Source organism: Vibrio sp. JC009 (genome assembly GCF_029016485.1).
Classification (GTDB): domain Bacteria; phylum Pseudomonadota; class Gammaproteobacteria; order Enterobacterales; family Vibrionaceae; genus Vibrio.
Window position 1 is genome coordinate 1263354 of record NZ_CP092107.1, and the last position, 14890, is coordinate 1278243.

Consider the following 14890-nt stretch of genomic DNA (forward strand, 5'->3'; position numbering starts at 1 on the left):
GTAGGGCAGAGCATGCATTGTTCATTTTATACATCTGCCTGTTGGAGATAATTATGTCCTGACAGCTTTGTATTTACTGTAAGGATTTGTCACCGGGCGTATTACAAACAGGAAACTGAAGCGAAAACTCTGCGCCACCTAAGGCTTCGCTGTCGCCTACCTGAATGCTGCCATTATGTTGTTCGCAGATTTTCTTTACTATGGATAGTCCTAACCCGTAGCCGCTTTTTGATTTGCTTCTTGATTTGTCCGCAATATAGAAAGGATCAAACAAGTGCTCCCGGTGCTCCTTTGCTACCCCCGGGCCATCATCATGGATGCTGATGTAAACGTTATTTTCTGCTTCTTTAATTTTGATAAGGACTCTGTTTTTAGCAAACTTAAATGCATTACGTACCAGGTTATCCAGCGCTCTTCCCAGAAGTTTTTTGTCCGCCTCAAGCTGCATCACCTGCGTCGTGAGCATTGATTCTATGGGAAGTGTGCTCTCTTTGCTCCAGCGATGGATTGCCTTATTAAAGTAGTCATTCAGATGAATGGTTTCGATATCCAGTTGTAATTGTCCGCGCTCCAGCCGGGCGTAATGAAGCAGCTCATCGATCATCTGTTCCATCTCTTCAGTATCTTCAATGATGCTGTCTATTTTTTCGTTTTGTACTGCATCCAGTCTGCTGTCTTTAAGTAGTTCAGCTTGCCACTGGATACGGAATACCGGTGTTCGCAGTTCATGAGCAACCGCGTTTGTTAGTGAGCGGTTACTTTCTATAAGTTGCGATATTCTGTCGGCCATCAGGTTAAATGAATGATTCAAAGTGCCGATTGCTTTCCCTCCACCGGTCTGAGCCCGGACGGAGAAGTCACCTTCAGAAAAGTGCAATGTAGCCTGCTCCAGATGTCTGACCCGACGGAAAATAATGAACAGATGCCCGATGCCATAGGCCATAAAAGCAAATAAAAAGAAGCCCCATAACAGATTTTCCTCAAGTTCGATTTTTCTGTGTATCAGTGCCTGTTCATCCGGCTGATAAAAGTAGACGTTTTGACTTTGCGCTAAACGAAACCAGAGTAACCGGTCTTCATCATGGTAGATGGTTTTCCCGGGAAAGTCGGCAAAGTACACAGTTACATCATCGGGTAAAGAGTCCTGCTCAGTATAGATAGTGACTGTACTTCTGGCGGTTTGTGCAAACCGGTTTATGGCCTGGTGGGCTGCTTCGAGTCCCTGATTGTCAGCGATATTCTGAGCCAGTTCCTGATAGGCCTGAGCTTCGTAGTCCTGAAGCAGGTACTCGTAGTCGGTATTGAGGTGATAGACAGTTACCTCGTAGAGAATGAGGCTGGTCATAAAGCAGGCTATCAGGCCAAAAATCGATTCCAGATAAATTCGTCGCATAACTCACACCTTTAAAAGCCATGTGTGCCGCGACACACAGATTTATCACTATTTCCAACTGGTGGAGACAAACTGGTATCCCTTTCCCCTGAGTGTCTGGATTTTCTCTGGCGGTGTTTTATCATCACCCAGCAGTTTCCGGATCCGTACAATTTTGTTGTCGACTGTCCGGTCAAATCCGTCGTACTCAATTCCTCTCAATGCCTTGGTTAAGTAGTCCCTGGATAAAACGGTGTCGGGGTTGCTGGCCAGAATCCATAGTAAATCAAACTCACTGTCTGTCAGAGAAATAATGGCTCCGTTAAGCTCGCACTTCTTATATCTGAGCTTTAATGTGAGCTTATTAAAGCTCAGTTGCTCGTCACTATTGACGGCTTCTGCCGGATCTTCCTGACGCCTTAACAGGCTGCGTACTCTCGCTAACAGTACGCGGGGTTTTATCGGTTTGGTTACAAAGTCATCTGCTCCCGTCTCTAACCCGGCAACATGATCGAAGTCGTCGTCACTTGCGGTCAGTATCAGAATTTTACCCCTGAAGTTAGTACGCGTCTGTCTGCAAATTGTAAGCCCGTCGTTTACAGGCAGCATCAGATCAAGTAGTACAATATTCGGTTGCTGTGTGAGTATCTGTTCAATAGCCTCACTTCCGTCGCTTAGCGTTGTTACCTCAAAGTCCTGCTGTATAAAGTAATCTTTAAGCATCTGCTGTAACTTCAGGTCATCTTCAACAATAAGCATTCTCTGTTGTGTCATCCCGGCAATAACCTTCTGGCATGTATAAAGATGCTGTGAATTATATATAAATTCCTTTGTCATTTTTATTCGTACATTCACATACTCACTGTTACTTATTTCTGTGCCGGGTATGATTACAATGGACACATTAAGATAAACCCAGCTAATACGGTGTTTTTATGCAGTTACTTAAATTGACGCTCGTCACTGCTTTTTCCCTTACCACAATTGCCTGTGCGAGCAGCGACCCTGATTCGTTTGCATCTGAGTGCGGGTATTTTGAACTTCAGGGTGACAAGCCACTGACTTTCACAATGAACAGTCCGACAGAAGCCACGCTGGATGGGGTGATTTGCTCGGGATCTCTGGATGCGTTTAATCACTTAACGGCCAGGTTTCCTGATATCCGGAAGCTGAATATAGATGTAATTGAAGGCAGTGCCGATGACGAGGTAAACCTGCAATTGTCCCGGAGAATACATGACAAACGTATGAGCACGCACTTGAACAGTGACGGCATGATTGCAAGCGGTGGTGTGGATCTGTTTCTTTCCGGAGTTGAGAGAAGTGCGGATGATGTTAAGCCCAGAATAGGTGTTCATAGTTGGAGCACATCGGATGATATGGAAGGAAATCGGATACCTAAGTCTCATCCTCTGCATGAAGAGTATCTGAGTTACTACCGCTACATTGATATTGACTCCGGCTTCTACTGGTTTACTCTGGACGCGGCTTCAGCCGAAGATATCCACTGGATGAACGCTGCTGAAATCGAAAAATATCAGGTAATTAATTGACCTAATGTAGGAGAGGAACAAAGGGTACTTTTATTCAAAACCCATTCCCTATAGTGAGTTTAATCAATGGTTGGAGTGCCGGGAATAAAATATTAGTATTAACGTATACCTCATGGTTACTCTATCTGATACTTTTTAATCAATAGCTGGTACTCCTCGCTTTGAATAAACTCAAGCATTGCCAGGGCAAACGGAGTGGCCCATTCATGATTCGGACTCGCTTTTGAAAAGGCCAGATATTGCGGAATGGGTGAAAAAGTAGGAGCTAAAAATTCGATTTTTTGCCTGATACCAGCCTGAGAGGCAAAGTACGCCACTCTATCCTTGTTAGCAATACCAATATCAATATGGTGTGCCAGTAACATGTCCAACTGACGCTTTTCGTCTTTGGCATTGTCGGTAATAGAAAGCCAAGGAAAGTTGTCAAAATTCGTACCATAGCTATAACCAAGAACCTTACCTATCATATAGCCATTCAGTTTTCTAAAATCTCCTTGGTAACCTATTTTTTCTGCTTCCCCCTGACGAACAAAAAAGGCATTAATGGAATGGCTTATTTTGTTACCCGGTTCAAAAATGGCAAACTGCTCTCTTTCTGGTGTCTTCCCCATATAGGTAATAGCATCAGCCTGACCAGATTCAATCATGTAGAGCGCTCTGCGCCAAGGAACGCTGTTAAAAGTAACCGTTACCCCTAACCTCTCAGCCACAGCCGTAACGAGGTCGATATGAAAGCCAGTCACAGGCTCTCCGGGCTGATAAATTTCATAAGGCGGATAGTTTTTGTTACCCCGCACTATAGTCAGTTCAGGTTGTGCCGTTGCGTTTGTGAAAAAAAATACGCTGATAAGAAAACAAAAAATGGGGATGCGCATAAATTGTGTCGTCCTGAGGTGGTACCGATTCCTCTTGTTAGTCTAGTAATAAACCGTGATGTTTTCAGGGGCAGAAATGAGACGGATAGCTGCACCAATATATGGGCAAGGTGTGATGACACGTTTAATAACTTATCAAGTATTTACCCAGAATTTTTTTGTACTCTTCAGTCTGTTTAAACTTACCCACGGCATTTTTCATCACTAGGTTTCGTGGATTAGTTACGCTCTCGCTAACATATACTGGCTTTTCATTCGAAGTGCGACATTAACTAATGCTATCAGGACTGGCACTTCAATTAGTGGGCCAATAACACCGGCAAAGGCTTGATTTGAGTTGATTCCAAATACAGCAATGGACACGGCGATTGCTAATTCAAAGTTATTACCGGTAGCAGTGAAAGCAATAGATGCATTTTTATCATATGGAATACCTAGTCTTTTGCCGATATACATGCTGACAAAAAACATCGTTACAAAGTAAATTGTTAGTGGAATTGCCACCCGAACTACATCCATTGGCAACTCAATAATCATTTCACCTTTCAGGCTAAACATAAGAACAATTGTTCCCAGAAGTGCTATCAGTGTCATAGGTGATATTCTTGGAATAAATATGTTGTTGTACCAGATTTCACCTTTCACTTTTACAAGTACTTCTCGACTTACAAAACCCGCCAGAAAAGGTATACCGAGATAGATCATCACGCTTTCAGCAATATCACCCATAGAAATATCTACCAGCATGCTTTGATAACCAAATACTGGAGGCAATACCGTGATAAACAGCCAGGCCATAAAACTGTATGTCACAATTTGAAAGGCGCTGTTCAATGCAACAAGTGCTGCCCCATATTCACGGTTACCGCCACCGATATCATTCCAAACCAAAACCATAGCGATGCAACGCGCCAGACCAATAAGGATGATGCCGACCATGTAACCGGGCTGATCACCAAGAAAAATCAAAGCCAGGATAAACATCAAAATAGGACCGACAATCCAGTTCATGACCAATGACAGTGTTATAGCTTGCTTATCTTTGGTGACTTTGCCAAGTAGACGGTAATTAACCTTAGCAAGAGGTGGGTACATCATAAGAATCAGACCTATTGCTAGAGGAATATTCGTGCTTCCAACAGACATTACCTCATTCCAATCAGCAACTTGTGGAAACACTACTCCTATAGTCACACCAGTAGCCATTGCAAGAAATATCCAAAGTGTCAGGTAGCGGTCTAAAAAGTTTAATTTTGGTTTTACTTGTTCAGTGGTCATGCTTAACCTTTATTCGTGCATCGTCGAAATACGATTGATTAATTTAATAAAACTGGGGCCAAAGCTCCACATACTATTACTCAGTTGTATATAGCTGAAAACAAATCAGAAAAAGCCTCAATTTTTCTACGATTAACTCTGTAGCACATTCTAGGTGGAATCGGGTCTGCTGTAATAAACTCTGCCTGCTTCAAAATCCGCAAGTGTTCAGAAACTGTGGACTGTGCAAGTCCTAGTTCAGATACTAAATCACTGTTTAAGCACGCATCCATATTATCCATAGTGAGTAGAATCTTCAAGATTCTGACTCTTGCAGGGTGGGATAGTGCTTTCGACAGAATCGCAAATTCTGTTTCCTGTGCAAGTTGATGCTTAGTAGAAACAAAAGCCCGAGAATCTCCAGTTAAGCAGGATGAACTCATATTATTACCAGTATAGTTAATCGTCGAATTGCGATTAACTATACGCTTCATGCTTTGCATGATCAACTACTTTAGCTTTGTATAAAATAAGTTGCATTCCGTATTAATGATGGACAGCTCTCAGCTACGCTTTTTAATGATCTTGCATAACAATTCAAAGATGGCCGGCTTCTTAGAAACCCCGCTCTTGCACAGAAATTGGGAGAAAATGAGCACGGCAATACCATGCTCATAGTGTGAAAGCCTTTTATTTCGCCTCTCCTGCGGCCAATGACACCAGATCGTAGTGACGTATAGCTATCCCCTCTTTGATAGCGACAATACCACTTTGATTTTCTAAGTTCAGATATAACGCCGCTTCAGAAGTACCATTTAACCAAGCCAGAACCAATTGATTGTCTATATAGTTGACGGAAAACTTCCCATCAAATGCCGATGAGCTATTGCGGATTTCAATTAATTTACACAGCCCCTTTACAACAGGCAGCTCTTTCCGATCAGCAACAATTTCAGGAGTTAAATATGGCCGGTTAATATCTCTACCTACATTGGTTCGTTCCAGTAAATCCATATCATTTTGCATTGCAAATAATCCACCATAGTAAACTTGCGGAACACCAGGGCTGAAAAACTGAATAGCTCGAGCAAAAATATAGTGCAGATCGTTTCGGGCTAAAGCATCGTAATAGGTACAGTTAACCTGATACAAATCAACGTTGCTCGCAGCAGCTCCCGTTGCCTTTCTGCTCTGTCCTTGACTGTTTTCATGAATACTCTCTACCAGGTTATCGATTTCATCAGCGTTTAAAAGACCTGGTTTATCACCTTGAGGGCCTGCATCAATGATCCCAATACCATCATGGGTATCTAAGACGGTTAAGCAGTTTCTCGGTGCGATCTTCAGCCAGGATACCAACGCATCCACATTGTTGGTGAACAGAGAATGCAGAATGAGTGGCGGGAGAGCAAAGTCGTAAACCCGGTTTACTTTCTTAGCGACATCAATCTGTGTTTTATAATAACTATGAATCTCTGCCACGGTTTCCATTCCAAGTTCATTAGCGCGCTCAGAAAGCTGATTGATAAAAGCAAACGCCTCATCTGTCATAAAACAGCTGGTTCCCGCTCTTTTGATAGCATAGCCGGCTGCATCCAGACGAATAATTTTCACCCCATTTTCAGAAAACAACTTAAGTACCTTTTCTAAGTACGCTTTGCCTGCCGGAGATTCCACATTGATATCAATCTGGTTATCCGTAAATGTGGCCCAGAAATTGATCTTTTCTCCTGACTCTAGCTGTTTCTCACTAAAACAACTGCCGGGTCTCGGACGATAGATTTGCTGCGCCTGCTCTTTTGTTATCCCATCAGGAAAAACATCTTGCTCTTTCAGGAACATTGACCAGTATTCGGAACCCTCTCCCTTACTAAGCACATCCAGAAACTCCGGAGACTGTCCTGAAGCGTGGTTTACAATAAGGTCCGCCATAATTTCAGATTGATGGCCTAACGCTTTTAAGCTATCCCAACTTCCCAGTCTTTCATCAACCTGCGCATGATCAATTGGGTCAAACCCTGCATCGCTGCCATCAATAGGATAGAAAAAAGGAAGGATATGAACACCTGCAAACAGGTCCTCAAGTGGCTTATTAAGCATGTTGGTAAGATCATCAATCCCACCGGCTGTTAACCGATCAACATAAGTGATCAGTTGAACCTGATTTTTCATAATTTATCTCTCACTTAGAATTTAATTTATTATTTAGGTTAATTTTGATTTCATTCAGCAGATTACGCAGCTCATAAGCGCCTGCTCGTGCGCTTCGGTAATCATATGAGTGCACAAAGAAAGTGCATGAAGGGTAGTAGTTTTCTTTGAATAAGAAGGTCACCAGGAGGCATCATCCCTGATGACCTTATGTGCACGTATTAATGTTGGGTCTTAACTTCCAGACGCTGATAGGCGCGACCACTCACATCAAACAGATAGCAGGAGGATGGATCCATCTTAAGCTCGATATTGCAACCAGCTTTGGTCAGGTTACGCTCTCCCATACGTACAACCCATGGCTCATCATAGCCCTTGTCCACGTAGAGGTAGGTTTCATTACCCATTTGCTCTACGAACATCACTTCATCGGCTTTTTCACTATTAGACTCGGTAAAATCCAGATGTTCAGGACGAACGCCAAGAATCGCTGGCTTACCAATATCATGGTGTGAAGCTGAAACCGGAAGTGTTATAAAATCCCCGGAACGTGTCTGAACTGTACATGAGTCACTATCTACCATGGTAATGGTAACCGGAGCCGTGTTCATTTTTGGTGAACCAATAAATTGGGCCACGAACAGGTTTTCCGGATGGTCATAAAGCTCCAGAGGTGTCCCCACCTGCTCAACGTTGCCTCTGTTCAATACCACTATGCGGTCAGCCAATGTCATTGCTTCTACCTGATCGTGAGTAACATAAATAATGGTCGACTTCAGACGCTTATGCAGATTGGCAATCTCCATACGCATCTGTACACGAAGACTGGCATCCAGGTTGGATAGCGGCTCATCAAACAGGAACAGCTTTGGCTCACGGGCAATAGAACGACCAATTGCAACTCGCTGACGCTGACCACCAGAAAGGTCCTTTGGCTTTCTGTCCATCAGGTGTTCCAGTTGAAGTATTTTCGCTGCGCTGTCTACGCGCTGTTTGATCTCTTCTTTAGGCAGTTTTGCAAGTTCCAGCGCGAAGCCCATATTCCGGCGAACGTCCATATGTGGGTAGAGTGCGTATGACTGGAATACCATACCGATACCGCGCTCTGACGGTGTGTCATCATTTACAATATTGCCGTCGATCTTCATATCACCGGAAGTAATGTCTTCCAGTCCTGCAATCATGCGTAGCAAAGTGGATTTACCACAACCGGATGGGCCTACGATAACGACAAACTCGCCGCTTTTTACATCCAGATCCAGGTTAGGGATGATGGTTGCATCGCTGTTATAGCTTTTACAGATATTGTTAAGGCTAAGTTCTGACATGATTTTTTCCTCGAATTTTTTACTCAAATAGCGGTGTTAGCCTTTTACGGCACCATTGGTTAGTCCACTGACGATTCGTTTCTGGAAGATAAGTACCATAACGATAATTGGCACTGTTACGATGACGGAACCCGCCATAATTGCGCCCCACGGCAGCTCATATTGAGATGCACCTTGCATCATGCCGATGGCTACCGGAACCGTGCGATTTTCTGGTGAAATAATGAAGGTAATTGCGAACATGAATTCGTTCCATGCACCGACAAAAGCAAGCAGACCTGTTGTTACCAGTGCAGGCCCCATGATTGGCGCAAACACTTTAGAGATAATTACCCAGGTGCTGGCACCGTCAACAATCGCAGCCTCTTCTATTTCCAGTGGCATGTTTTTCATAAATGTAGTCAGTACCCATACTGTGAACGGTAGCGAGAACGTCATGTATGAGACGATAAGAGCGAACAGCGAATCATAAAGGCCGAAGAAACGCACCAGCTCAAACATACCCGTTAGCACGGCTACTTGCGGGAACATGGATACACACAAGATGGTTAACATGATGCCTTGCTTACCCTTAAAGCGAATTCGAGCAAGAGCAAAAGAGGCAATAATTGCTACCAACAGGCACCCGCCTACCGTTAGACCTGCAACAAACGTTGAGTTAAACAAGCTTCTTGCCACACCGTTTGATACAAGCGCAGTGACGTAGTTTTCCCAATTAAACGACGTTGGCAAAAAGCTAACATGGAACAGCTCATTACCTGTTTTTAGTGAGCTAATGATTGCGTTGTAAAATGGATACACGCAGAAAATAGTTACAAACGCGGAAGCAACATAAAGCATTGCCTGATGTAACTTGTGTTTTTGTTTACGAGTAAACTTCATAATTAGTCCTCCAACTTATGCATACGGCTAGCGTAAAGGAATGAAACCGCAATACCCCCAACAAGCATGAATACCAGAACAGATGCTGCCGAGCCTGAACCCATTTCCTGGTAAGCGACGATTTGATCGCGTGCGTAACCAGAAATCGAAATGGTTGATTCACTGTTAGAGGTCAGTACGTAAATCAAGTCAAACACTCGCAGCGCATCCATGATTCGGAAAATAAGCGCAACGACCATTGCTGGCATTATCAGAGGTAGAGTAATTTTCCAGAAGCGTTGCCAGGCTGTTGCGCCATCTACGCGCGCAGCCTCGTGCAAGTCTCCCGGCACAGTCTGTAGCGCAGCCAGAAGCATTAGCGCCATAAATGGCACTGTTTTCCAAACATCGGCCACAACTACAGCCCACATCGATAAGTTTGGCTCTGCGATCCAGGCCAGATTAGTATCGATAATTCCGAAAAAGTTAAGAACGTAGTTAACAACACCGTATTGGTCATGGAACATCCAACCCCACATTTTTGCTGTTACGATAGTCGGGATAGCCCAAGGCACCAAGATAGCGGCGCGCATCAAACCCTGCCCCTTAAACTTTTGGTTCATTAAGAGCGCGAATAGAAGACCTATGACCAACTCGAAAGACACTGACCAGCATGTAAACCAGAGTGTATTTCCAACTGCTTGCCACCAAAGGCCGTCAGCTAAGACCCCGTAAGCCTCGCCCTCAAATGTAGTAAAATAATTGTCGAATCCTACAAAATCGTAGAACTCTGGTGCATCTAATGCAGCATTAGTAAAACTGTAGTAGAACGTTTTTAGCAGAGGCCAACCCGCTACACCAAACAGGAGAAGCAGCGTAGGCGCTATCAGAATCCAGGCAGTTTTAACCCGCTGCTGGTGCAGCCCCTTTTTTTTCCGAGGTGTTTGCTTTCCTTCGGCAGAAAGCGAAATGTCTGAATTTGTCATATATATACACCCAACTGATTATTAACGTTGATATCAAATTATCTCCGGCTCTTACGAGCCGGAGTGTGGAAGGTGTTAATTACTTCCAACCTTTTCCTTTAATGCGCTTCAGACGTTTTTCAAGGTCAACAACGGCTTTAGTTCCATCTGTTTTTCCTGAGAGAACATCGTAAGATGCGTTAAAGAATGCTTTCGATACTTTTGGATATTGACGCTTGGTAGGTGTTGACGGACGAGCGACAGCACCAACAAAGATGTCTTTTAGATCTTTCATGTGAGGCGCTTTTGCAAGAACTTCAGGGTCGTCATACATCGCAAGCATGCCTGAGCTTTGCCCTCCTACCATGAACTGTTTTTTCTGAGATTCAGGGCTAAGAATGATGTCAAGCAACTGCATTGCCGCTTCAGGACTCTTAGTGTATTTGTTGATAGCGTACTGCCAGCCGCCCAGTGCTGCTGCGCCTGACGTGCTAGCGTCTGAAGATGGTAGTGGCGCAATGCCAATCTTGCCTTTAACCGGACTCTCGTCGCCATTACCTAAGATGTAAGCGTATGGCCAGTTACGCATGAACAGAGAATCACCATTTTGGAAAACCGCGCGCGACTCTTCTTCCATGTAACCAAGCGCACCTTTTGGCGAAATTGAGCCAACGAATGATGCAGCCATATCAAGCGCTGCTGCTGCTTTTTCATTGTTAACAGTAATGTTGCCATCTGCATCAACAATAGTGCCGCCACCGAATGAAGATACCCACTCGATACCGTCACAGCTCAGACCTTCGTATGCTTTACCCTGGAAAACATAACCCCAAAAGTTTTTATTCCCTGCAACACGCTCTTTCGCCATAATTTCTGTGGCTGTTTCTTTCATCTCAGCCCAGGTCTTAGGTACAGGTTTGCCATATTTTTCTAGTAGGTCTTTGCGGTAGTACAACATACCTGAGTCAACATTAGATGGAACGGCTAACAATTTGCCATTAACCGTGTTGTTTTCCCAAACACCAACAAAGAACTCGTCTTTACGATCAGCGTAATGCTCTGTCAGATCAAGAAGGTGTTGACCTAGAACACCCGGCCAAACTGTATCAATCCGGAAAAGATCCACTACATCACTGCTTTTTGCCGCGAAAGATTGCTGGAAGATGCCTAGTTTTTCGTCAGACGCTGGTGGAAGCTCCACGAACTTAAGTGTGTGCTCTGTTTCAGCCTCGAAGCGATCCTTAATGTACTGACAATATTCAGCATTGGTGCCAGTGTATTCGCAATCAAGCTTTACAGTATCTGCATTTGCCTGAAATGCAGTCGAAGCAGAAACAGTCGTCAGAGCCAGTAGTACTTTATTCATTTTCATTTCGTGTCACCTGATAGTGTGTGGGAAGTACAAAAAAGTTGGTGACACAATAAAAAGATGGGGGGTAATTTAGAAATGCTTTTCACACCCCAGAAATATAGATGTTATCTATAACTGGCTAATAAGTGTGATCAGGAGCCGATTTTTGGTATCAGAAGCGAATTTTCGGGGTTTGTCATATGTGAGTGAGGCACACAAACAAATCTTTATTGATATGTAACTGTTTTTAGGTTTTGATATAGAAATAATCTATCTATTAAACAGGCTAGAGTATGCATAAATTTATGGAGCAGTTCCTTGAAATTGCCTCAAACCTATCAATCACCGTCGCTTCAAAAAAGCTGTGTGTCAGCCAGCCAACGCTCACCCACAATATGAAAAAATATGAGCAAGCGTTAGGAGTAAAGTTATTTGAGCGGACAGCCAGAGGGATCCAGCTTACCCACGCCGGGGATATCGTGTTTGAAAAAGCGCGAGCTATGAAGCGTATTCAGGATTCAATGACCTCTACCCTGGACAACTTGAACTTGCATCATCAAAAAGAGCTTAGGGTTGGCAGTGGTGACGCATGGTGGATTCTTTTTCTAAAAGATACCGTTCATCAATACTCTCTGGATTACCCGAACGCTAACATTCACACTGAAATTGGAAACCAAGTTATTCTAATGGATAAATTGCTTTCTGACGAAATTGACCTGTTTATTGGCCATGAATTAGCAGGATTGACCCGAACAGGACAAGTTATCTTTAAACCGATGATAACGCAGCCAGACAACATCTACGTGCGAAAGGGCCATCCTTTAGCGCAACAATTCGTTGAAAATACGGATCTGGAGAGATTTCCTATTATCAATATTGGTCACCCAGACAAAAAGCTCACATATCTCTTAGATACAACCACAAACATGGGAGGAATACACAGCCAGTTTCTGTTTGATGAAAATACCTCGCACTATACCAATTCATTGATGGTGGCTATCGACTGGATTTCAGAAACTGATGGTATTTTTCCTTATCCTCAATCGATGAAGGCGTTCTTTAAAAAACTGGATATCGTTCCCTTGCAGATGAGAGAGCCAATGTCACCCTCAACTATCGGTATCTATATGCTTAAAGAGAAAGCAGAAAACAAAAACTTGCAGGATGTCGTTGAGAAGATATCCAAAGCAGCCCACGAGAACCTGTAACTCTTGATTAGTTGAAAGAATAATATTTGAGCATTCAATCACAAATTTATACCCAGGCCTCCCACTGAAAAGGGCTGGTAGAGGTGTTTAAATCACCCTTTTAGCCCCTTTATAGATTTTATCTATATTACTCTCGGCTTGTATTCATTATTTATCTGACATCAGTTGCTCTATAGTTTTAAAAAATCAATTTGGATCGGAACTTACTATGAACAAGCACTGGTGGCACAACGCCGTTGTATATCAGATTTATCCCCGAAGCTTCTGCGACTCTAACGGTGATGGAATTGGCGATATTCCGGGCATTATTTCTAAACTGGATTACTTAGCAGATCTGGGCGTTGATGTGATCTGGCTTTCTCCTGTATATAAATCACCAATGGACGACAATGGCTATGATATTTCTGACTATCAGGATATTGCTCCGGAGTTCGGCACCATGGCGGATATGGAGCAACTGATTAAGGAAGCGGCAGATAAAAACATTCGCATCGTAATGGATCTTGTTGTTAACCATACTTCTGATGAGCACCCTTGGTTTATTGAAGCTAAGAGCTCTCAGAGTAATGATTATCGCGATTATTATATCTGGCGGGATGAACCTCTTGATGGCTCATTACCCGATGACCAACAATCTATATTTGGCGGAAGTGCCTGGGAATGGGATGAGGAGAGCGGTCAGTACTTTTATCACCTGTTCTCTAAGCGTCAACCAGATCTAAACTGGGAAAACCCCAATGTGCACGAAGAAGTCTTTTCCATGATGAACTGGTGGATTGATAAAGGTATTGGTGGTTTTCGTCTGGATGTAATCGACTTAATTGGCAAAGAGGTGGATAAAGGGATCACAGACAACGGCCCGAACCTTCATTCTTTGCTACAAAAAATGAATAGAGCGACGTTTGGTTCCACGGATTTGGTCACAGTGGGAGAGACTTGGGGGGCAACTCCGGAACTGGCGAAGCTCTATTCATCCCCTTCCCGTGAAGAACTTTCCATGGTTTTTCAATTCGAACATATCACCCAGACCTGGAAGGATGGAGATAAGTGGTTGCCGGTAGATTTGGATGTTAAAAAGCTCAAAGACGTGCTAACCAAGTGGCAACTAGCTCTGGAAAACGAGGGTTGGAACTCTCTGTTTTGGAATAATCACGATCTGCCACGAGCGGTATCCAAATTTGGTAACGATAAGGAATTCCGGGTTGAATCAGCAAAAATGCTGGCAACCACGCTGCACTTCCTGAAGGGAACTCCTTATGTTTATCAGGGTGAAGAAATTGGCATGACAAATGTTGAGTTTGAGACCTTGGATCAATACAAAGATATTGAGACGCTGAACTTCTACAAAGTAAAAACCACTGCTGGTATGCCTCATGATGAGATGATGCAGGCCATCTACAAGAACAGTCGTGACAATGCCCGTACACCAATGCACTGGAGTTCCGAAAAGAACGCTGGGTTTACAACAGGAACGCCATGGATTGGGCTAAACAGCAATTACCCTGAGATTAATGCAGTGCAAGCTTTGGAAGACAAAAACTCGGTGTTCTATCATTACAAGAAATTGATTGAGTATCGTAAAAAACTTCCTGTATTAACCGAAGGCCGCTTTATCCCTATATATAAAGAACATGACTATGTTTTTGCTTATATCAGGGAAATGGAGGAAGAAAAGGTACTTGTTGTCAGTAACTTTGGTATAGAGCCACAAACAGTTGTTCTTCCGGAAGGGCTGGCAAATCGTCAGGTAGAATCATTGATATCTAACTATCAAGAAATCAGCAAACTTGGTAGCAAACTAGTACTTAAACCTTATGAGTCATTTGCAGTAAGACTCTAAAGGTTGCAGTAATAAGACGGCTCACTATCACAACTTGGTAGTGAGCTTTTTTGAGGAGGAAACAAAATCCAAACTTAAATTTGGAATAAGTATGCACCTTTATTTCTGATCATGTTCAATTTAAAACGG

Annotated in this window: 13 protein-coding genes; 3 read left to right on the top strand and 10 right to left on the bottom strand. The window is 43.3% G+C overall.

The genetic code is table 11. The annotated features are described in order from the left end of the window. Positions 1 to 73 precede the first annotated feature (73 nt). Together L3Q72_RS20560 and L3Q72_RS20565 are read right to left on the bottom strand one after the other, a co-directional pair. On the bottom strand, positions 74 to 1393 hold the full coding sequence (locus tag L3Q72_RS20560) for an ATP-binding protein (protein ID WP_275132419.1): 1320 nt from the start codon (positions 1391 to 1393) through the stop codon (positions 74 to 76). A 48-nt stretch (positions 1394 to 1441) separates the two neighbouring features. Continuing rightward, the gene (locus L3Q72_RS20565; RefSeq protein WP_275132420.1) at positions 1442 to 2146 is read right to left on the bottom strand and encodes a response regulator transcription factor; all 705 of its coding nucleotides are present in this window, start codon (positions 2144 to 2146) and stop codon (positions 1442 to 1444) included. Positions 2147 to 2307: 161 nt separating this feature from the next. On the opposite strand from L3Q72_RS20565, the gene L3Q72_RS20570 reads away from it, so the two are divergent. Further along, positions 2308 to 2925 (top strand): alpha/beta hydrolase, encoded by a 618-nt coding sequence (locus L3Q72_RS20570; protein WP_275132421.1) that lies wholly within the window; start codon positions 2308 to 2310, stop codon positions 2923 to 2925. A 116-nt stretch (positions 2926 to 3041) separates the two neighbouring features. Here L3Q72_RS20570 and L3Q72_RS20575 read toward each other — a convergent pair whose 3' ends face one another. From L3Q72_RS20575 to L3Q72_RS20610, 8 genes are all read right to left on the bottom strand, one after another. Continuing rightward, positions 3042 to 3800 carry a transporter substrate-binding domain-containing protein gene (locus L3Q72_RS20575; protein ID WP_275132422.1) on the bottom strand — a complete coding sequence of 253 codons (759 nt, stop codon included), beginning with the start codon at positions 3798 to 3800 and terminating at the stop codon, positions 3042 to 3044. 222 nt (positions 3801 to 4022) lie between these two features. Beyond that, positions 4023 to 5078 (bottom strand): ACR3 family arsenite efflux transporter, encoded by a 1056-nt coding sequence (arsB, locus tag L3Q72_RS20580; RefSeq protein ID WP_275132423.1) that lies wholly within the window; start codon positions 5076 to 5078, stop codon positions 4023 to 4025. Between the two features lie 80 nt (positions 5079 to 5158). Beyond that, the gene (locus L3Q72_RS20585; protein ID WP_275133765.1) at positions 5159 to 5500 is read right to left on the bottom strand and encodes a winged helix-turn-helix domain-containing protein; all 342 of its coding nucleotides are present in this window, start codon (positions 5498 to 5500) and stop codon (positions 5159 to 5161) included. A 247-nt stretch (positions 5501 to 5747) separates the two neighbouring features. After that, complete coding sequence (gene gtfA / locus L3Q72_RS20590; RefSeq protein WP_275132424.1) at positions 5748 to 7229, bottom strand: sucrose phosphorylase; 1482 nt, start codon at positions 7227 to 7229, stop codon at positions 5748 to 5750. Positions 7230 to 7429: 200 nt separating this feature from the next. After that, on the bottom strand, positions 7430 to 8536 hold the full coding sequence (gene ugpC / locus L3Q72_RS20595) for a sn-glycerol-3-phosphate ABC transporter ATP-binding protein UgpC (RefSeq protein ID WP_275132425.1): 1107 nt from the start codon (positions 8534 to 8536) through the stop codon (positions 7430 to 7432). A gap of 36 nt (positions 8537 to 8572) precedes the next feature. Continuing rightward, positions 8573 to 9418: a carbohydrate ABC transporter permease gene (locus L3Q72_RS20600; RefSeq protein WP_275132426.1), complete on the bottom strand. Its 846-nt coding sequence runs from the start codon at positions 9416 to 9418 to the stop codon at positions 8573 to 8575. Between the two features lie 2 nt (positions 9419 to 9420). Then, a complete protein-coding gene (locus L3Q72_RS20605; RefSeq protein ID WP_275132427.1) occupies positions 9421 to 10383 on the bottom strand; it encodes a sugar ABC transporter permease in 963 nt (320 codons plus the stop codon). A gap of 79 nt (positions 10384 to 10462) precedes the next feature. Beyond that, positions 10463 to 11734, bottom strand: coding sequence for an ABC transporter substrate-binding protein (locus L3Q72_RS20610; protein WP_275132428.1), 1272 nt, complete (start codon positions 11732 to 11734; stop codon positions 10463 to 10465). 272 nt (positions 11735 to 12006) lie between these two features. Here L3Q72_RS20610 and L3Q72_RS20615 point away from each other — a divergent pair, with 272 nt between their 5' ends. Further along, positions 12007 to 12921 (top strand): LysR family transcriptional regulator, encoded by a 915-nt coding sequence (locus tag L3Q72_RS20615; RefSeq protein WP_275132429.1) that lies wholly within the window; start codon positions 12007 to 12009, stop codon positions 12919 to 12921. Between the two features lie 208 nt (positions 12922 to 13129). After that, complete coding sequence (locus tag L3Q72_RS20620; RefSeq protein WP_275132430.1) at positions 13130 to 14761, top strand: alpha-glucosidase; 1632 nt, start codon at positions 13130 to 13132, stop codon at positions 14759 to 14761. The last annotated feature ends 129 nt before the right edge of the window (positions 14762 to 14890 follow it).

Excerpts from the sequence above, each read along its gene's own strand:
- L3Q72_RS20560 (WP_275132419.1), bottom strand. The coding sequence starts at position 1,393 with ATGCGACGAATTTATCTGGAATCGATTTTTGGCCTGATAGCCTGCTTT.
- L3Q72_RS20565 (WP_275132420.1), bottom strand. The coding sequence starts at position 2,146 with ATGACACAACAGAGAATGCTTATTGTTGAAGATGACCTGAAGTTACAG.
- L3Q72_RS20570 (WP_275132421.1), top strand. The coding sequence starts at position 2,308 with ATGCAGTTACTTAAATTGACGCTCGTCACTGCTTTTTCCCTTACCACA.
- L3Q72_RS20575 (WP_275132422.1), bottom strand. The coding sequence starts at position 3,800 with ATGCGCATCCCCATTTTTTGTTTTCTTATCAGCGTATTTTTTTTCACA.
- arsB (WP_275132423.1), bottom strand. The coding sequence starts at position 5,078 with ATGACCACTGAACAAGTAAAACCAAAATTAAACTTTTTAGACCGCTAC.
- L3Q72_RS20585 (WP_275133765.1), bottom strand. The coding sequence starts at position 5,500 with ATGAGTTCATCCTGCTTAACTGGAGATTCTCGGGCTTTTGTTTCTACT.
- gtfA (WP_275132424.1), bottom strand. The coding sequence starts at position 7,229 with ATGAAAAATCAGGTTCAACTGATCACTTATGTTGATCGGTTAACAGCC.
- ugpC (WP_275132425.1), bottom strand. The coding sequence starts at position 8,536 with ATGTCAGAACTTAGCCTTAACAATATCTGTAAAAGCTATAACAGCGAT.
- L3Q72_RS20600 (WP_275132426.1), bottom strand. The coding sequence starts at position 9,418 with ATGAAGTTTACTCGTAAACAAAAACACAAGTTACATCAGGCAATGCTT.
- L3Q72_RS20605 (WP_275132427.1), bottom strand. The coding sequence starts at position 10,383 with ATGACAAATTCAGACATTTCGCTTTCTGCCGAAGGAAAGCAAACACCT.
- L3Q72_RS20610 (WP_275132428.1), bottom strand. The coding sequence starts at position 11,734 with ATGAAAATGAATAAAGTACTACTGGCTCTGACGACTGTTTCTGCTTCG.
- L3Q72_RS20615 (WP_275132429.1), top strand. The coding sequence starts at position 12,007 with ATGCATAAATTTATGGAGCAGTTCCTTGAAATTGCCTCAAACCTATCA.
- L3Q72_RS20620 (WP_275132430.1), top strand. The coding sequence starts at position 13,130 with ATGAACAAGCACTGGTGGCACAACGCCGTTGTATATCAGATTTATCCC.